Below are 18,211 nucleotides of genomic sequence, written 5' to 3' on the forward strand. Positions count from 1 at the left end.
GCCCTTTTCATTTCCACAGGAGCTTTGCATGAACCGACTCACCAACCCCCTTCCGCTCCCCGAAGACACGCCTGGCGCTCCCTTTTCGGGCCGGCGCGATTTCCTCAAAACCGCCGGCACCCATGCGGCGGCGCTGGGCGTTTTCTCGGCCACCGCAGCCACCGTCACCGCCGGTGCGGCTTTCGCGGCGGACGCTCCGGCGGGCGGCCCCGTGCCGGCCGATGCCGACAATTTCTACCGCAGCGACCGGGTGCTCGTGCAGAAGGTGAGCTTCAAGAACCAGTACCGCATGGAGATCGCGGGCAACCTGTTCATTCCGCGCGAACTGCAACGCGGCCAGAAGACGGCCGCGATCGTCGTCGGCCACCCCATGGGCGCGGTGAAGGAGCAGAGCGCGAACCTGTACGCCACCAGGATGGCCGAGCAGGGGTTCATCGCCCTGTCGCTGGACCTGTCGTTCTGGGGCGGCAGCGCCGGTGAGCCCCGCAACGCGGTGTCGCCGGACATGTATGCCGAAGACTTCAGCGCTGCGGTCGATTTCCTGGGCACGCAGCCAGGGGTGGACCGCCATCGCATCGGTGCCCTCGGGATCTGCGGCAGCGGCAGCTTCGTGATCAGCGCGGCCAAGATCGATCCGCGCATGAAGGCCATTGCCACGGTGAGCATGTACGACATGGGAGCGGTCAACCGCAACGGGTTGCGCAAGGCCCAGACGCTCGACCAGCGCAAGGCCACCCTTGCCGAGGCCGCCGAGCAGCGCTCCGTCGAGTTCAGCGCCGGCGAAACCCGCTACACCGGAGGGACCGTGCTGGCGCTGACACCCAACTCCACCGCCATCGAGCGCGAGTTCTACGCGTTCTACCGCACGCCGCGCGGCGAATTCACACCGCCGGGCCAGTCGCCCACGCGCACTACCCAACCCACGCTGACCAGCAACGTGAAGTTCATGAACTTCTACCCGTTCGCCGACATCGAGGCGATTTCGCCCCGCCCGCTGCTGTTCATCACCGGCGACCAGGCGCATTCCAGAGAGTTCAGCGAAGACGCATACCAGCGCGCCGCCGAGCCGAAAACACTGCACATCGTGCCGGGCGCGGGCCATGTGGACCTGTACGACCGGGTGAGCCTCATCCCGTGGAACACGCTGAACACCTTCTTTCGCACCCACCTGCAGCAAGCGGCGGCGGGCCCCGCATGACGGCGCAACGTCTCGATGCCTCCGCCGGCACTGGCGCTGCCGGTGCGCCCGGCAGCACCGACCCACAGCGGCAACCCGCCTGCTGGAGCGGCATCTTCGCCATGGCGCTGTGCGTGTTCGCACTGATCGCCTCCGAGTTCATGCCCGTCAGCCTGCTGACGCCGATGGCGGCCGATCTGGGCGTGACCGAAGGGCTGGCGGGGCAGGGCATCGCCGTATCGGGGGCGTTCGCGGTGCTGGCGAGCCTGTGCATCGCCAGCGTGGCCGGGCGCATGGACCGCAAGGCGCTGCTGCTGTGGCTGACCGGGGCGATGTGCCTTTCCGGCGCCGTGATTGCCCTGGCGCCGAACTACGCCACCTACCTCGTGGGTCGCGCGCTCATCGGGGTGGTCGTGGGCGGCTTCTGGTCCCTGTCGGCGGCCACGGCCATGCGGCTCGTGCCGGCCCCGCAGGTGCCGCGCGCCCTGGCGATCTTCAATGGCGGCAACGCCCTGGCCACGGTGGTGGCGGCGCCGCTGGGCAGTTACCTGGGCGCGGTCATCGGGTGGCGCGGCGCGTTCCTGTGCCTGGTGCCGGTGGCGGTGGTCGCGTTCGCATGGCAATGGGTCAGCCTGCCGCCGCTGCCCGCCGGGCCGCGCGCGGCAGGCTCGAACAACGTGTTCCGGCTGTTCAAGCGCCGGGTGGTCACCCTGGGCATGCTGTCGGTCGGCGCGTTCTTCATGGGGCAGTTCATGCTGTTCACGTACCTGCGCCCGTTTCTGGAGACGGTGACGCGCGTGGACGTTTCCACGCTGTCGCTCATGCTGCTGGGCATCGGTGTGGCGGGTGTCATCGGCACCACCGCCATTGGCGCGCTGCTGAAAAAGAGCTTTTCCCCCACGCTGGTGGGCGCGCCGGTGGTCATGGCCCTGGTAGCGGCGGCATTGATCGCCTGGGGCACGCACGGCACAGCCGTGGCGGCTTTGCTGGGCGTGTGGGGCCTGGTCGCCACGGCCACGCCGGTGGGTTGGTGGACCTGGGTGGCCCGGACCCTGCCGCAGGACGCCGAAGCCGGCGGTGGCCTGATGGTGGCGGTGGTGCAAATGGCCATCGCGCTCGGCTCCACGGCCGGCGGCTGGCTGTTCGACGCCAGCGGCACCCAGAGCACCTTTGCCGCGGCCGCCGGCATGCTGCTGGTCGCCGCCGTTTCGGTGGGCTTCACCGCGCGGGCAGACCGGACCGCTGTGGCCAATGTGTGAGCCGACCTATCGCCCGGCCGCGCCATGCTGTCAATGGCTGGCGGCGTCGGCCATGCGGTCCAGCGCCTGCATTGCATCGGCCGACAAATCCAGCGTGGCCGCGGCCAGGTTCTCGCGCAGGTGCGCGACCGACGACGTGCCGGGAATCAGCAGGATGTTGGGCGAGCGGCGCAGCAGCCAGGCCAGTGCGACCTGCATCGTGGTGGCGCCCACGCGCTCGGCCACGCCGGACAGTGCGGACGATTGCAGCGGCGTGAAGCCGCCCAGCGGAAAGAACGGCACGTAGGGAATTCCGTCCTGCGCCAGCGCGTCGATCAGCGCATCGTCGCCGCGGTGCACGAGGTTGTAATGGTTCTGCACGCAGGCGATGCGGCAGATGCCGCGGCCTTGCGCCCACTGCGCGCGCGTCACGTTGCTCAGGCCGATGTGGCGCACCAGGCCCTGGCGCTGCAGCTCGGCCAGCGCGGTGAGGGGCGCTTCGATCGATCCCTCGGCAGGGCCGTGGACGCTGAACATGGCGCGAAGGTTCACCACCTCCAGCACGTCGAGGCCGAGGTTGCGCAGGTTGTCGTGAACGGCCTGCTGCAGTGCCTCGGCCGAGAACGCGGGTAGCCAGCCGCCCTGGTCGTCCCGCACCGCACCGATCTTGGTGACGATGGCCAGGTCCCGCGGATACGGCGCGAGCGCTTCGCGAACGATCTGGTTGGTGATGTGCGGGCCGTAGAAGTCGCTCGTGTCGATGTGGTTCACCCCGCGCTCCACCGCTTCGCGCAGCACGGCCACCGCCGCCGCTCGGTCCTTGGGCGGGCCGAACACGCCGGGCCCCGCGAGCTGCATGGCCCCGTAGCCGAGGCGGTGGACGGTGCGGTCGCCCAGCGTGTAGTGCAGGGGCGTGGCGGCGGGGGTGATCGTGGCGGTCATGGCGGTACTTTCGTGCGGTGGTGATGGGGGAAGGGCTGAGCCAAAGGGCTGATCGCGGGGCTCGGTCGGGGCGCTGATCAAAGCCTTCGGCGAAGTCTAGGGAGGCCAACACTGTTTGATAAGCCACCATAATCGGCACAGGCTGTGCAGGATTCAAAACAATGGATGTGGACCTCGGCGATCTGAACGCCTTCGTGGCGGTGGCGCGGGCCAAGGGCTTTCGCGACGGCGCGCGCCTGAGCGGCGGCAGTGCCTCGGCCTTGAGCGAGGCCGTGCGCCGGCTCGAGGCGAAGCTGGGCGTGCGGCTGCTGCACCGCACCACCCGCAGTGTCGTGCCGACCGAGGCTGGCCAACGCCTGCTGGAGCGCCTGAGCCCCGCGCTGAACGAGGTGCAGGCGGCGCTCGATGTGGTGAACGGCTTTCGCGACCGGCCCGTCGGCACGCTGAAGCTGAACGTGCCCGTCAGCGCGTCGCGCCTCGTGCTGCCGTCGATCGTGCCGCGCTTTCTGGCCGCCTATCCGGACATCGCGTTGGAGGTGATCTCGGAAGACGGCTTCGTCGATCTGCTAGCCGCCGGCTGCGACGCCGGCATTCGCTACGAAGAGCGGCTGGAGCAGGACATGATCGCCGTGCCCATCGGCCCCCGGGTGCAGCGCTTCGCCGCCGCCGCAGCGCCTTCTTACCTGGACCGCCATGGCCGCCCCGAGCATCCGCGCGACCTGCTCGCCCACGCCTGCCTGCGCGGCCGCTTCGCCAGTGGCGCCATGCCGCTGTGGGAGTTCCAGCGGCCCGGCGAGGACGTGGTGCGCGTCGATGTGACCGGGCCGCTGATCGTGCGGCTTGGCGGCGCGGCCGATCTGGCGGTGGATGCCGCAGTGGCGGGCACCGGCATCGTGTACCTCTTCGAGGAATGGCTGCGGCCCCACCTGGACAGCGGCGCGCTCGAGCCGGTGCTCAAGCCCTGGTGGCTGGGCTTTTCCGGCCCTTCGCTCTATTACCCGGGCCGCCGGCTGGTGCCCGCGCCGCTGCGGGCGTTCGTGGATTTCATCCAGGCCAATCCCTGAACGCAGGCAGGCGCAGCAGGGGTCAGGCCGGCATCAGGCGTGCGTCACCCAGCTCGCGTGTTCTTCGGTATCGAGGTGCGGCAGCGTGTTGAACGTCTGCAGCATGAGGCGCTTGGGGGCGATGCTGAACTCGGTCACCGCGCTGTTGCGGATGCGCATGTTCAGCGCAATGGTCACCTCGGGCGGGGTGCTCAGCACCTCGCCCACGGCGGTGGAGATCGGCCCGCCGCTGGACACCAGCAGCACGTTGTTCCCCACGTGGTGGCGGCGCACGTGCTCCAGAGCCGCGCGGATGCCGCTGGAAAACGCCACCCAGCTGGGCATGCCCACCGGGCTGATGGTGCCGCCCATCCACTGCGCCAGCGCATCGCACAGCAGTCGGAAGTGGTACTTGTACAGTTCCGGCGTGTCGGGCCGGGGCAGCGGATGCGGGTGGATCGCGGCGATGAGCGCGGCGCTGTCGTACTCGTTCAGGCTGGGCAGCGCCAGCGGTTCGGGCACGATCTGCAGGCCCTCGGCGATGCCCTCCAGCGTCTGCACGTGCCGGCGCAGCGTGCCGGTGATGACCGCGTCGAACCCCACGTTGCGGGCCCGCCAGTACTCGCCAAGGCGCACGGCCTGCTCGCGCCCGCGCGGGCTCAGCTGGTCGTAGTCATCCGCGCCAAACGAGGCCTGGCCGTGGCGCACGAGGTAGAGGGTTCCCATGCCGGCGATTCTGGGCGGGGCCGCTGCAGCGCTTTGTCTCGCGGGCGACGATTGCTATTATTTTAATAGCAATGTGCCGTTGTATTCATTGTGCTGGAGGCCGATTTGATCTAGGTGTTGCACTGAAACTGCAGCCGGCGGTCAACGTCCTGAATCCATCCGATCCACCAGGTAACGCAGATCGAACATCAAGGCTCTTGCTGCCAGGCGGTCGAATGCTGGAGGGGGCGTGGCAATACGCTGTGCAGGTGTGCGTGGTAAAGCGACCGAGACTTGCGTGTCATCGTCTTGCCCGGCCTTGGCATCCACCAGATCGCGATGGTGATCGGTGCATTCCTTGCGCATCGCCGCGACTGCCGCGCGTGCGGTGGGCTTATTGTTCATTTCCAGCGCGGGAATCAAAACGTCGAACTGGCGGTTGAGCCGAGTTAAAACATCGGCATGGATATGCTCGTATTTCCCCCAAGACTGAACGTGTGTTTTTAACCTGCGAGCCAGTTCCGCACCGCTATATGGCGTCGGTACGGGAATCACTGGCGCTAGAACGGGGACCAAGACGTAATCCAAATCTTGGATTTCGTCGATTTTCTGACTCCAGTAGGGCGTATCAGGCAGGTTATCCAATCCCCAAGGCTCCGCGGTGGCCCCGGTCAGCTTTGCACGTGCCATGCCGGGCAGTTCTACACGGGTCACGACAAAGCCGTCTTGTGTTCTTCCTGGGGAAATGCCATCCGGATCAGTATCTTTCAAGCCAGGAGTCCAGACGAAACTGGTCTGACCCACATTCTCGTCAACGCGCAAGTTTCCGCTCCAGCCTTTAGGCGCCTTGATTATTTTGGTTTCAAAATTTCTTTTGGAAATTAATTGATTCCAATATTGCTGTGTCCATTTGTCATTTTCTGTTTTTGCGTTTGCCGTCACCGCCGGAAAATTTGGTATTACGTATACCAGTGGGAGTCCCCAAATCCGGAAGAGATCGATTGTCTGTTTTGCTTCGCGGCTGTTGCTTAGTCGATAGCGGTATATTTGCTCGGATCCGCTGACTTGTACGGCCGACTTGATGTTTGGTTTGATCGCATTCTGTTGAACGTAGGTCTTATTCAGCCACTGTGAAGTTTCTGGGTCTTGGTAGTAAAGCTTCCATGCGTTTTTTTGCATGTCGAATACGGCGCTGTCTTGGGCATGTGCCAAACCCAAACCCAAGCACAGCAAAGGAACTGCTAGCATAGGTCGAATGAACAGGGAAAATTTCATGGTTCAGTGCTCCGATTTAAAGCAGGCTTTTTGCTTCTCTAGAAATACATGGAAGTGCGGTGTCGACGCGTAGTGATGAAGTATTGAAAAAGGGACTTCAGCTGCATTGGTTTCGCAAAATTTTTTGTAAAGATTATTTTGCTTATCGATAGAAACAGGATTTCTTGCGCGGGTGAAAGAAATGTCTATTTCACGGCCTTCTCGATGCCCCGCATGTGGTCCGCGCCAGTTGGACGTGATGTCATAGCGGCCACCCCAAAATAGGCTGGCATCGTTCAATGCCACAGTTCCCCACCCTTCAGCGGCAAAAGAGCCAATTAAACCAAGCAGATTTTGCAACGACTGTTGCGTCAAATAGTACTGATTGTGGTGATAACGCCCATTGCCCTGGTGGGTCTTATCCACACTGGTCAGCGCATACACGAAAGTCCCATCTGCATTCTGGGGGGGATTCGGAGAAATGGGCAGCAGGTCTGGCACCCTGACCTGAATTTCTTTGGAAACCGGGCTGTTTGAACAAATGGCACAAGTGACCTTGATCGAATGAATCCCCGCTACTTCGGGGGCTTTAAAGGTAAGCTTAACTTCGCCGTTGGCATCCGTGACGCCCTGGGTTCCGTTCAATAAACCCTTGGGCCGGGCCACGTCGTGGTGCTCATGTCCGCCAGAGTTGGCTGTGACATCGAGGGAAAAACCGAGTGCCACTCCCGACTTGGCGGTGATGCTGTTGGTGACCTTGGCAATCAAAGTGATTTCGGCGGACCCGCCCGTAGCTGCGGGGGGCGTTTCTGAAAGTCCTGACAAAGCGACCAATGTGGGAAATTGCTCGTAATAGCATTTGTTGATCGCCGCCCAATATGGACCTTCCGTGCCCATTTCCCGGCAGGTATATCCTGTGCCAGCACTCGGTGAAGGACTTAATTGACCATTCCCGCCAATGGTGCAGGCTTCCTGGATGGACGGGTAACAACTTCTGCCATCTGCTCCCCAACTCCCAACCGTCCAGCCTTGCATGGTGATCTGTGCATGCGCTGTTGGAGCGATGGCCATTAAAACCGAAGAAAGTGCGCAACTTTGCGATAAAAATCGATGAATTATTTTGATCAATGTTAACTTTCGGAAAAGCGCCGAAAGTTAACATGACTGGTCGTAATTGACTGCGGCTTTTTTGCAACTTCTCGCCACGTGCTCAGATTTTTCGGTTTGTGGTTACGACTCGATACCAGCTAACCGGGCCTACAAGTCAGAAATTGAACCTGCAACAGTTTCCGCAAATGCTTCCGCCGTTCAAGGCAGAAAAAATTGCCAAATCGTCTTTGAGAATCGGATGACGGCAGATTCTTCCATCCGCTTTCGGCGTGTGGAGCAGGCAACTCCAAAGCTGTTGCTATTGCTATTGCTGTTGCTGTTAATTCAATAGCGATATGCCGGCGTATTCATCGCGCTCGAGGCCGATTCGATGCGGGTGTTGCGCCGAATCCGCAGTTCACAGCACGCCGGCGAACATCGGCGCATCCACGTTGCCGCCCGTGAGCGCCAGCCCCACGGCCATGCCGGCGAGCGATGCACGCTCCTGCATGGCGGGATCGAGGTGCGGCGCCAGGATGGCCAGCGCGGCCGGGTCGGCCACGCGGCAGGCCATGCCGTCGGCCAGCCGGGTGGTGACCGGCGCTTCGACGACGCGGCCGGCGGCGATGGAGTCGGCATAGGTGGTGGCGTGGGCGCTCACCACGCCGACGATGCGCACGCCGTGCCCCAGCGCGCGCTTGGCGGCGATGGCCGAGCACGCGCCCGATCCCTGGCCGATGGGCACATAGGCCACTTCCAGCTGCGGCACCGCGCGCAGGAACTCCCACCAGTAGGTCGCCACGCCGCGCAGCAGGTCGGCGTGGAAGCTGGGCACCATGTGCGCGCCGCGGTCGGCGGCCAGTTGCATGGCGTGCTCGCGCGCTTCCTGGAAGTCGTCGCCGTGCTCGATGAGCGTCACGCCCAGCGCGCGCATGGCGGCGTTCTTTTCCACCGAGTTGCCGCGCGGCACGACGATGGTGCAGGCCACGCCGTGGCGCCGTGCGGCCCAGCCCATGCTCTGGCCGTGGTTGCCGCGCGTGGCACTGACCACTTCGCGCGGCAGGGCGCCGCGGCGCGCGAGCTGGTCGAAATACGTGAGCCCGCCGCGGATCTTGAACGCGCCCACCGGCGTGTGGTTCTCGTGCTTGAGCCAGCATTCGGTGCCCAGGCGCTCGCCCAGCAGCGCCCAGCGGTATTGGGGCGTGGGCGCGAAGTCCTGGTACACGACCTGCGCTGCGGCTTCGATGTCGGCCAGCGTGGGCAGCGCGGCCAGGGCGTTCGTTTCGGCGGCATCGTTGTCGGTGGATGGCATGGCGGGCGGGGCAGCGGTGGTCATGGAATGGCTTTCTTTAGCGGTGGGCGTTACAGGCGGCACGGATAGGCGCGGTGCCTGTCGCAGGGCAGGGTTTCTGTGCGGGTGAGGAACGAGGGCATCACGCCGCATCGAGCGCGTTGAGGGTGACGGGGCCGTTCGGTGTGGACAGCACGGCCTGCAGGCGGGGCGTTGCGGCGGGCGCCACGGCGATCTGCGCGCCCAGGCCGATGGCCGCACAGGCCGCAGCCAGCGCAGGCGCTTCGGGGTGTTCGAGCCGCAGCGATTGCAACTGCACGCCGCTGGCGGGCAGGCTGTAGCAGGGGTGGCGGTCGCCCCACTGGATCAGCGTGGGCAGGCAGCGGTCCAGCAGGCGCTGGCCGTCGGGGCGCACGGTGATCCGCCACTGCAGCAGCCCGAGCGACGTGGGCCGGCTGGCGGTGATGACCTCGCCGCGGTCCAGGCCGCGTTCGGCCAGCGCCGAGCGGGCCGCCGCCACGTCGGGCACCGCGGCGACCCAGTGGATCAGCTGCGGGCCGTCTTGCGCCACGCGGGCCTGCAGCGCCGCATCGTCCATGTCGAACCAGCGCCGGGCGCCCGCAGGCCGCGCGGCGGCGGCGGGGTCGATGGCGATGATCTCCAGGTAGGTGCGCGGATGGGCGGCGCTGCTGAGGTTGATCAGCCGGTTGTGCGTGCCCATGAGCGGGTGCTCGCCTCCGGGCGCAGGCACCACGCCCAGCGTGCGGCGGCACCACTGCACGCCGTTTTCCAGGCTGTCGGCCATGACCACCAGGTGGTCGATGCCGGTGTCGGGCAGGTTCACAGCAGCACCTCGCCGTCCACGCAGGTGACCGAGCCGCCGCCGATCCAGATGCGGTCGCCGTCCTGCTGCACATGCACCCGGCCGGCGCGGCCGAGCGCGGTGCCCTGGCTGGCTATGTAGCTTGTGGGCGCCAGGTGCGCGCCGATGAGCCACTGCGCCAGCGCGGCGTTCAGGCTGCCGGTCACCGGGTCTTCGGCCAGGCCGTTGTTGCCGGGGAAGAAGGCGCGCACTTCAAAGGCGATGTCTTCATCGGCATGCGCGCCCACCACGCCCACCTTGCCGCGCGGGCCCACCACGCCGATGTCCAGCTTCGAGAGGATGGCGCTGTCGGGCTGCAGCGCCAGCACCTGTTCGGCGGAGCCGAGCATCACGCCGCGCCAGTTCGGGCCGTTGTCGCACCACGCGTGCGCCACGATGTCGCTGCGCTCGATGCGCAGGCCGCGCGCGATCAGCGCCACGTCCTCTTCGGCCAGCGGCCCGCTCTTGAGCAGCGGCGGCGCGGCGAACGCCAGCCGGTCGCCATCGCGGCGCAGCGTGATCAGGCCCAGCGCGCATTCCTGCACCACCACGCCCTCGGTTTGCGGCTGGCCACCGGCCTCCAGCCAGGCGTGGCAACTGCCCAGCGTGGGGTGGCCGGCGAACGGCAGTTCCCGCCCGGGGCAGAAGATGCGCACGCGGTAGTCGGCGCCCGCGGCGCGGCCCGCTTCGGTGGGCGGCAGCAGGAATGTCGCCTCGGACAGGTTGGTCCAGTTGGTGAAGTGCTGCATGGCCTCGGTGGAGAGGCCCGAGCCATCGAGCACCACGGCCAGCGGGTTGCCAAGGTAGGGGCGCTGGGTGAAGACATCGACTTGTTTGAACGGGCGTTGGCGCATGGTGTGAACGGTGTGTCGGAAGGGTTGAAGAAAGGGCTGAAGGTCGGTCGGAAACGAAAACGAAAACGAAGAAAAAACGAAACGAAGGCGGCGGGCGGAGCCGGTGCCTGCAGAGCACCCGTGCGCTCCCTCCGCCCATGCGGCGGCCCGGCGCGGGCGGCGTCCAGTCATTAGAAAAACGAAGCGATGCAGCGGCGCTGTGCTGTACCGCGGGGCGATGCGTTGGGTCAGCCGCTCGGGATCGCGGGGTGCGGGCTCGTCGGCGGCGGCGGTGTGGCGGGCGGGCAGCGGTTCATAGGCGGACCGTTCCTTCGATGCAGGTCAGGCTGCAGCCGCCGACCCAAACCTGGGCCTCGGCATCCTGCGTGATGTGCACGCGGCCGGCCCGCCCCAGGCTTTCGCCCTGGGCCACCAGGTAGTGGTGCGGCGCCCGCCCTTCGGCAATGAGCCACTGCGCAAAGCTGGCGTTCAGGCTGCCTGTGACCGGGTCTTCCGGATTGCCCATGGGCGCCGCGAAGGCGCGCACCACCACGCCGGGCTGCGTGGCGTCGGCGGCCTCGGGGCCGACGTGGATCACGCCCACGTCCTGGCCCAGGTCTTTCAGCCGCGCATGGTCGGGGCGCAGGCGGTGCACGGTCTCTGCGCTGTCCAGCACCAGGCCCAGCCAGCGCGGCCCGTTGTCCAGCATCTGCGCGGCCTCGATCTGCTGCGGCCGGATGCCCAGCGCCCCGGCGATGAGCGGCACCAGCGCGGGGCTGGGTTCGCTGCGGCGCAGGGGCGGCGCGGCGAACGCCAGCCGGCCGTGGCTGCGCTGGATGCGCACGAGCCCTGCGGCCGATTCCTGCACCACCAGGGCCGCATCGCGTGGCACGTGGCCCGCCTCCAGCCAGGCGTGGCAGGTGCCGAGCGTGGGGTGCCCGGCAAACGGCAGCTCGCCCCGGCGCGGCGTGAAGATGCGCACGCGGTAGTCAGCCCCCGCCGCACGGCCCGCCTCGGTGGGCGGCAGCAGGAACGTGGTTTCCGACAGGTTGGTCCACGCGGCGAAGCGGCGCATGTCGGCGTCGTCCAGCCCTTCGGCATCCAGCACCACGGCCAGCGGATTGCCATCGCCCGGGCGGAGGCTGAACACGTCGATCTGCTTGAACGGGCGCTGGCGCATGGCGAAGAACGGTGCGGTGGATGGTTGGTCGAAGAAAGAAGGTGCTCAGGCGGTCAGGCCAGCGGCTGGTCGATCACGCCGCGTGCGCCGGGGCGCGCCAGCAGGTTCTGATACCAGGCGTCCAGGTGCGTGCGTGCGATGCGTTCCTGCGGCAGGCCCCACCAGCGGTGGATTTCGCAGCCCACAGCGATGTCGGCCATAGTGAACCGTTCGCCCGCCAGGTAGGGCTGCTGCGCGAGGTGGGCGTCCAGCAGGTCCATGAGCGGCTCGGTGGCTGCCACCGACCGTGCGATGGCATGGCGGTCGCGCTGCGCCTCGGGCGTGCGGATCCACTGCAGGAAGGCGTCGCGCCCCGCGGGGTTCAACGTGGTCTGCTGCCAGTCCATCCACTGCTCGGCGACGAAGCGCGCGCGCAGGTCCTCGGGGTAGAGGGTGCCGCTGGCGTGCTTGGCGCACAGGTAGCGCACGATGGCGTTGGACTCCCACAGCGTGAAGCCGTCGTCCTCCAGCAGCGGCACCAGCCCGTTGGGGTTGAGCCCCAGGAACTGGGGCTCGCGCACCAGCCCGAACTGGCCGCCCGCGTCGGTGCGTTGCAGCTCCAGGCCGAGTTCCTGCACGGCCCACACGACCTTGCGCACGTTGATGGACGACAGGCGTCCCCAGAGCCGCAGCATGCGTTACGCCTTCTGGGCGACGCGCGCCCGGATGGCGGCGGCCAGCGAGCCCACGCCGGTGTTGATCTGCGCGGCGCTGGCCGTCACGAACGACAGGCGCAGCGTGCGCAGGTCGGGGTTGTCGGCATAGAAGGCGGCGCCCGGCACGAAGGCCACGTTGCGGTCCACCGCTTCGGGCAGCAGGTCGAGCGCGCTCATGCCTTCAGGCAGGCGCACCCACAGGAACATGCCGCCGTCGGGCGTGTTCCATTGCACGTCCAGGCCGGCCATCTCGCGCGTGAGCGCTTGCAGCATGGCGTCGCGCTGCTGCTTGTACAGCGCGCGGATGGTGGGCACATGGCGGTCCAGGAAGCCGTCCTTCATCACCTCGTGCACCATGCGCTGGTTGAAGCCCGGGCTGTGCAGGTCGGCCGCCTGCTTGGCCTGCAGCAGCTTCGGAAACACGGCCTTCGGCGCCACGATGAAACCCAGGCGCAGGCCGGGGGCCAGCACCTTGGAGAACGAGCCCAGGTAGATGCAGCCTTCGGGGTTGCGCGCGGTCAGCGGGGCTGGCGGCGGCTGGTCGAACCACAGGTCGCCGTAGGGGTTGTCTTCGATCAGCGGCAGGTTTAGCTCGGCGGCCTTGGCCACCAGCGCGGCGCGGCGCGCTTCGCTCATGGTGCGGCCGGTGGGGTTCTGGAAGTTGGGCAGCACGTACAGGAAACGTGCCTGGTCGGCGCCAGAGCCGGTCTTTTTGGCCAGGTCGTCGATCTGCACGCCTTCGTCGTCGCTGGCCACGCTCACCACTTCAGGCTCCATGGGGGCGAAGGCCTGGATCGCGCCGAGGTAGGTGGGCGTTTCCACCAGGATGCGGCTGCCCGCGTCGATCAGCACCTTGGCCACGAGGTCCAGGCCCTGCTGCGATCCGGTGGTGATCAGCACCTGATCGACGCTCACGTCCCACGGCAGGAAGTCGGCCACGGCCTGGCGCAGCGGCTGGTAGCCCTCGCTCGCGGCGTATTGCAGGGCGGCCTGGCCGTCTTGCGACAGCACGGCGCTGCAGGCCTTGGCGAAGTCGTCGATGGGGAAAGTCTTTGGGGAGGGCAGGCCGCCGGCCAGACTGATGATGCCGGGCTTCTCTGTCACTTTCAGGATCTCGCGGATCACCGAGGGGTTCATCTTTGCGGCGCGTGCTGCCAGGGTCCAGTTCGTCATTGAATGCATCTCCAGGGGGCGCTTGTTCTCGGGGCGCCAGGGGGTCGTCGTTGAGGAAGCCGTTGTGCGGCGGGTGGCGGGCTGCGGGTGGGCCCACCGGAAAGAGCTTAACCGCGCATCGCTGCGGGTCCGGGGTGAATGGGGCGGCCGGGCCGCACGGGCGCGCGCCGCCCGACGACGACCGTGGCCATCACGGCGATGCCGAACGCCAGGCTGACGCCGTCGAGCGATTCGCCCAGCAGCGGCACCGAAAACAGCATGCCCAGGAACGGCTGCACGAGCTGGACCTGGCTCACCCGCACGGTGCCGCCGAGCGCCAGGCCCCGGTACCACGCGAAAAAGCCCAGCCACATCGAAAACACCGACACATACGCCAGCGCGCCCCAGGCCGATGCCGGCATGGGCGCCGTGGGCCACGACCAGGCGCCCAGGGGCAGCGTGGCGGGCAGCGAGATCACCAGCGCCCAGCAGATCACCGAGCCCGACGGCATGCGCTGCGACAGCTGGCCGCCGTAGCCGTAACCCACGGCGGCGCACAGCACGGCCGCCAGCAGCAAAAGATCGGCCGGGTGCAGCGACAGCCCCGCGCTGCCCGAGCGCAGCACCGCGAACGCCACCACCATGGCCGTGCCCAGCACGGCGCACAGCCAAAAGCGCGGCGACGGGCGCTGGCGGTGCAGCAGCGCGCCCACGCCGGCCGTGGCCAGCGGCAGCACGCCGATGATCACGCTGGCATGCACCGCGCCCACGTGGCGCATGGCCAGCGAAGTGAGCAGCGGAAACCCGAACACCACGCCCAGCGCCGTGAAGGCCAGCGGCCGCCATTCCTCGGGCCGCGGCCAGGGCGCGCGCCGGGCCCACAGCAGCAGCGCCGACAGCACGCCGGCGATGGCCGCGCGGCCCATGGCCATGAACAGCCCGGACATCTGCGGCGCCTCGGGTGTGCCCACGGCCAGCCGCGTCATCGGCAGGGTGAAGGCGAAGATCACCACGCCCAGCAGGCCCCACAGCAGGCCGCGCGTTTCGGGCGATTGCAGCCCGGTGGCCGCAGCGGGCGTGGCGGCAGTGGCGGGGCTGGCAGTGGGCGGCGTTTCGGTGGAAGGCGTCATGGGCGAAGGTCCGGTGAAAGTGCGCGGCGGCGAAGCGGTACGTGCAGGTAGGCGTGACGGTGGCCGCGAAGGTGGCCGTAACGGTGGCCGTGCAGGCGCAGGGAGCGGCGGCGGCCGGTCATGCCTTCACCATCCAGCCGGCGGTGATCGCCAGCACCAGCGCCATGGCGCGGTTGAACCACAGCAGCCGCTGGCCCTGCGCCAGCCACTGGCGCAGCAGCGCGCCCGTGGCCGCATACAAGAGGTTGCTGGCGAACGCGAACACCACCATCACCGGCAGCACCACGCCCAGGCGCTCCAGGCTGTCTTCGCGCCCGGCCACCCAGCCCGCCACGATGGTCAGCGCCAGCAGCCACGCCTTGATGTTCACGAACTGCATCGCCGCGCCCTGCCAGAAGCCCACGTCCATGCGGCCGGCCTGGGCCTGGCCCAGCTGGGCGCTGCGGCTGAGCTTGAAGGCCAGCCACAGCAGGTAGGCGATGCCCGCGACCTTGATCGCCAGGCGCAGCGCCGGCACCGCCACCACCAGGGCGCCCACGCCGCCCGCGCAGACCAGCAGCAGGGCGCTCCAGCCCACGGGCACCGCCCACACGAAACGCATGGCGTGGCGCAGGCCGCGGTTGGCGGCCAGGGCGGTGGCCAGCGTGGTGTTGGGGCCGGGGCTGAAACTCATGGCGGTGGCCAGGGCCAGCAGGGCGGTGAATTCGACGAAGGGCATCGGGGACTCGGGGATTTAGTGCTTCCAATGGTGGAGCAGAGTCCATTACAGTTGCAATACAGTTATTTCGACAATCGCATCATCTGTATTGGTGTTCGCATCAGCACAGTGAAGGAGCCCCCATGCTGACCCGCACCGCCCGACGGTCCCTCACCGAGCAACTGGCCGAGCGCTTCGCCGAACGCATCCGCGCCCGGCTGCTGCCCGCCGGTGCGCGCCTGCCCTCGGTGCGCGAATGCGCGCGGCTGCAGGGCGTGAGCGCCTATACCGTCGTGGCCGCGTACGACCAGTTGCTCGCGCAAGGGCTGGTGGAAGCGCGCAGCCAGCGCGGCTTCTATGTGCGGGACATTGCACAAAAAGTGCCTCCAGCGCATATTCCCCTAGGGGGTATTGCTATGAATAACGTAGCAAACGACCGCAAGTCGTCCCCCGTGCTGTCCCCGCTGCCCTCGGGCTCGTGCGTCAACGCCACGGCGCTGATCCGCGGCATGTTCCACCAGGCCTCGAGCCACCCGCAGCCGGGGGCCGGCGTCTTTCCGCGCGACTGGCTGGAGAACACCTTCATGGGCGCGGCGGTGCGCAAGGTCTCCAGCGGCCGCGCTTTGCAAGACAGCTCGCTGCAGTACGGCGACCCCATGGGCGAGCCCACGCTGCGCGAGGTGCTGGCGCGGCGTCTGCAGGGCTTCGGCGTGCCGGTGCAGGCAAGCCAGGTCATCACCACCATGGGGGCCACGCACGCGCTCGACATCGTGAGCCGCACGCTGCTCAAGGCGGGCGACACCGTCATGGTCGAAGAGCCGGGCTGGTCGGTCGAGTTCGCGCGGCTCGATGCCCTGGGCATGCGCATCCTGCCCGTGCCGCGCGGCGCGCAGGGGCCGGACATCGCGGTGATGGAGCGCTATTGCGAGGTGCACGCCCCCAAGCTCTTCGTGAGCGTGAGCGTGTTCCACAACCCCACCGGCTACTGCCTCACGCCGGGCAGCGCGCACCAGGTGCTGCAACTGGCCGGGCGGCACGGCTTTCACATCGTCGAAGACGACACCTACAGCCACATCGCCCCCGAGCACGCCACGCGCCTGACCGTGCTGGACGGCCTGGCGCGCACCATCTACGTGAGCGGCTTCGCCAAGATCCTCGCTCCCAACTGGCGCGTGGGCTACCTGGCCGCCCCGCCCGATCTGGTGGAGCCGCTGCTCGATACCAAGCTGCTGTCCACGCTGACCACGCCGTCGCTGCTGGAAAAGGCCATGGCCCTGTGCATCGACCAGGGCATGCTGCGCCGCCACAGCGACCGCATGCGCCAGCGCCTGGCCCAGGCCCGCGCGCGCAGCGTGCAACTGGCGCTGGAGGCCGGCTGCACCTTCGCGGCCGAGCCGGCCGGCATGTTCGGCTGGGTGGAAACCGGCGTTGACACCGACGTGCTGGCCCAGCGCATGCTGGACGAGGGCTATCTGCTCGCGCCCGGCGCGCTGTTCCATGCCAGCCGCCAGCCCTGCACGCTGATGCGCATCAACTTCACCACGACGCAGGACGCGGCCTTCTGGCGCGTGTTCCAGGAGCAGGCGGCCGCGCTGGCGGGTGGCGTTCGGGGGTGAGGGGAGGCCTGGAGGCCGACCGCTGAGGTAGCGGTCGGGGTTTTCCGGGCGCGGGGAAAGGCGGAGCGCACCACGCCGCGATTTGGTGCGTTTTGGACAGCGAAGCGCCGCAGTTGGTTACAACTGGAGGCATTTTCCCGCGTTCGGGGGGATTTTCGCAGGGAGGAATGTGCTCGGCCGCGCACTATCATTCGGCCCATTCCAATCCGACCCGCCGGCCTTGATAGGCCGCTGCACCCATGACACGCCGAGTCACCATCCAGACGCCCCTGGGCGAGCAGTTGCAGTTTCGCCAGCTGCAGGGCAAAGAAGCGCTGAGCGAGCTGTTTTCCTTCGACGTGGACCTGCTGAGCGAGAGCAAGTCGATCGACCCCAAGGCCCTGCTCGGTAAAAGCGCCACCGTGGTGGTGGAAACCGAAGGGGGCGGGCGCCGCTACCTGGACGGCATCGTCACCCGTTTCGGCCTGCAGGGCCAGGACCACCGCCACTACACCTACAAGGCCCGCATGAGCCCCTGGCTGTGGCTGGCCACGCGGCAAAGCGACTTCAAGATCTTTCAGAACAAGACCGTGCCCGACATCATCGAAGAGGTGCTCGGCAAATACGGCTACCCGCTGCAAAGAAAGCTCACGCAAAGCTACCGCACGTGGGACTACTGCGTGCAGTACAACGAGACCGACTGCGCCTTCGTCTCGCGCCTCATGGAGCACGAGGGCATCTATTACTTTCACGAGCACAGCGCCGGCCAGCACGTGCTCACCCTGGCCGACGACATCGTCGCCTCGCACAGCCCGCTTGCCGGCGCTGCCGTCATTCCGTTCTACCCGCCCGAAAAAGCCGCGGTGGCCGACAAGGAAAACATCCACGCCTGGCAACTGGCGCAGGAGATCAAGCCCGGGCGGCACTACAACGACGACTACGACTTCAAGAAGCCGAAGGCCGACCTGTCCAACATGCGCCAGACGCCCCCGGGCCACGCGCACGACAGCCACGAAATCTACGAGTGGCCCGGCGGCTACACCGAGTTCGGCGACGGCGAAAACTACGCGCGCTCGCGGCTGCAGTCGAGCCTCACCGGCCACAGCACCGTGCACGGCGAATCGCGCCACCGGGCGCTCGCCCCTGGCTACACCTTCACCCTGGAAAACCACCCCCGCGAAGACCAGAACCAGCAGTACCTGCTGACCGGGCTGCAATACCACTTCAAGGAAAACCCCCAGGTCAGCGCCGTCGCGCCCGGCCCCAAGGGCACGCCGCAGGAAGAGGGCTCGTTCCAGAAGTTCACCCTGCAGGCGCAGCCCACCAGC

Annotated in this window: 17 protein-coding genes; 5 read left to right on the plus strand and 12 right to left on the minus strand. The window is 67.2% G+C overall.

The genetic code is table 11. The features are described from left to right. Positions 1-28: 28 nt before the first annotated feature. The gene (locus tag BLT03_RS20480; RefSeq protein ID WP_092745617.1) at positions 29-1,198 is read left to right on the plus strand and encodes an alpha/beta hydrolase; all 1,170 of its coding nucleotides are present in this window, start codon (positions 29-31) and stop codon (positions 1,196-1,198) included. Positions 1,199-1,299: 101 nt separating this feature from the next. Continuing rightward, a complete protein-coding gene (locus tag BLT03_RS20485; protein ID WP_092745639.1) occupies positions 1,300-2,436 on the plus strand; it encodes an MFS transporter in 1,137 nt (378 codons plus the stop codon). Positions 2,437-2,466: 30 nt separating this feature from the next. Here the strand turns inward: BLT03_RS20485 and BLT03_RS20490 are convergent, their stop codons facing one another. Then, on the minus strand, positions 2,467-3,357 hold the full coding sequence (locus BLT03_RS20490; protein WP_092745618.1) for an aldo/keto reductase family oxidoreductase: 891 nt from the start codon (positions 3,355-3,357) through the stop codon (positions 2,467-2,469). A gap of 161 nt (positions 3,358-3,518) precedes the next feature. Here BLT03_RS20490 and BLT03_RS20495 point away from each other — a divergent pair, with 161 nt between their 5' ends. Continuing rightward, a complete protein-coding gene (locus BLT03_RS20495) occupies positions 3,519-4,421 on the plus strand; it encodes a LysR family transcriptional regulator (protein WP_092745619.1) in 903 nt (300 codons plus the stop codon). 33 nt (positions 4,422-4,454) lie between these two features. Here BLT03_RS20495 and BLT03_RS20500 read toward each other — a convergent pair whose 3' ends face one another. From BLT03_RS20500 to BLT03_RS20545, 11 genes are all read right to left on the minus strand, one after another. Beyond that, a complete protein-coding gene (locus tag BLT03_RS20500; protein WP_092745620.1) occupies positions 4,455-5,126 on the minus strand; it encodes a histidine phosphatase family protein in 672 nt (223 codons plus the stop codon). A 141-nt stretch (positions 5,127-5,267) separates the two neighbouring features. Continuing rightward, positions 5,268-6,380, minus strand: a complete 1,113-nt coding sequence (locus BLT03_RS24105; protein WP_139160459.1) for a hypothetical protein — start codon at positions 6,378-6,380, stop codon at positions 5,268-5,270. Positions 6,381-6,383: 3 nt separating this feature from the next. Beyond that, positions 6,384-7,430: a hypothetical protein gene (locus tag BLT03_RS24110; protein WP_139160460.1), complete on the minus strand. Its 1,047-nt coding sequence runs from the start codon at positions 7,428-7,430 to the stop codon at positions 6,384-6,386. Positions 7,431-7,866: 436 nt separating this feature from the next. Continuing rightward, the gene (locus BLT03_RS20510) at positions 7,867-8,760 is read right to left on the minus strand and encodes a threonine dehydratase (RefSeq protein ID WP_092745640.1); all 894 of its coding nucleotides are present in this window, start codon (positions 8,758-8,760) and stop codon (positions 7,867-7,869) included. A 121-nt stretch (positions 8,761-8,881) separates the two neighbouring features. Then, positions 8,882-9,583 (minus strand): VOC family protein, encoded by a 702-nt coding sequence (locus tag BLT03_RS20515; protein WP_271466311.1) that lies wholly within the window; start codon positions 9,581-9,583, stop codon positions 8,882-8,884. Further along, positions 9,580-10,455, minus strand: coding sequence for a PhzF family phenazine biosynthesis protein (locus BLT03_RS20520; protein WP_092745622.1), 876 nt, complete (start codon positions 10,453-10,455; stop codon positions 9,580-9,582). The genes BLT03_RS20515 and BLT03_RS20520 overlap by 4 nt, the downstream gene beginning before the upstream one ends. 292 nt (positions 10,456-10,747) lie before the next feature. After that, positions 10,748-11,614 carry a PhzF family phenazine biosynthesis protein gene (locus tag BLT03_RS20525; protein WP_092745623.1) on the minus strand — a complete coding sequence of 289 codons (867 nt, stop codon included), beginning with the start codon at positions 11,612-11,614 and terminating at the stop codon, positions 10,748-10,750. A 53-nt stretch (positions 11,615-11,667) separates the two neighbouring features. Beyond that, positions 11,668-12,288 carry a glutathione S-transferase family protein gene (locus BLT03_RS20530; RefSeq protein WP_092745624.1) on the minus strand — a complete coding sequence of 207 codons (621 nt, stop codon included), beginning with the start codon at positions 12,286-12,288 and terminating at the stop codon, positions 11,668-11,670. A 3-nt stretch (positions 12,289-12,291) separates the two neighbouring features. Continuing rightward, a complete protein-coding gene (locus BLT03_RS20535; RefSeq protein ID WP_092745625.1) occupies positions 12,292-13,482 on the minus strand; it encodes an aminotransferase-like domain-containing protein in 1,191 nt (396 codons plus the stop codon). A 107-nt stretch (positions 13,483-13,589) separates the two neighbouring features. Continuing rightward, positions 13,590-14,591: a DMT family transporter gene (locus tag BLT03_RS20540; protein WP_092745626.1), complete on the minus strand. Its 1,002-nt coding sequence runs from the start codon at positions 14,589-14,591 to the stop codon at positions 13,590-13,592. A 118-nt stretch (positions 14,592-14,709) separates the two neighbouring features. Then, a complete protein-coding gene (locus BLT03_RS20545) occupies positions 14,710-15,309 on the minus strand; it encodes a LysE family translocator (protein WP_092745627.1) in 600 nt (199 codons plus the stop codon). Positions 15,310-15,431: 122 nt separating this feature from the next. Here BLT03_RS20545 and BLT03_RS20550 point away from each other — a divergent pair, with 122 nt between their 5' ends. Together BLT03_RS20550 and BLT03_RS20555 are read left to right on the plus strand one after the other, a co-directional pair. Further along, positions 15,432-16,904 carry an aminotransferase-like domain-containing protein gene (locus BLT03_RS20550; RefSeq protein ID WP_092745628.1) on the plus strand — a complete coding sequence of 491 codons (1,473 nt, stop codon included), beginning with the start codon at positions 15,432-15,434 and terminating at the stop codon, positions 16,902-16,904. A 239-nt stretch (positions 16,905-17,143) separates the two neighbouring features. After that, positions 17,144-18,211, plus strand: a 1,068-nt coding sequence (locus BLT03_RS20555) for a type VI secretion system Vgr family protein (RefSeq protein WP_139160461.1), incomplete at its 3' end; no start/stop codon positions are given.

This window comes from Paracidovorax valerianellae, from assembly GCF_900102625.1.
In the GTDB taxonomy this organism is placed as follows: Bacteria; Pseudomonadota; Gammaproteobacteria; order Burkholderiales; family Burkholderiaceae_C; genus Paracidovorax; species Paracidovorax valerianellae.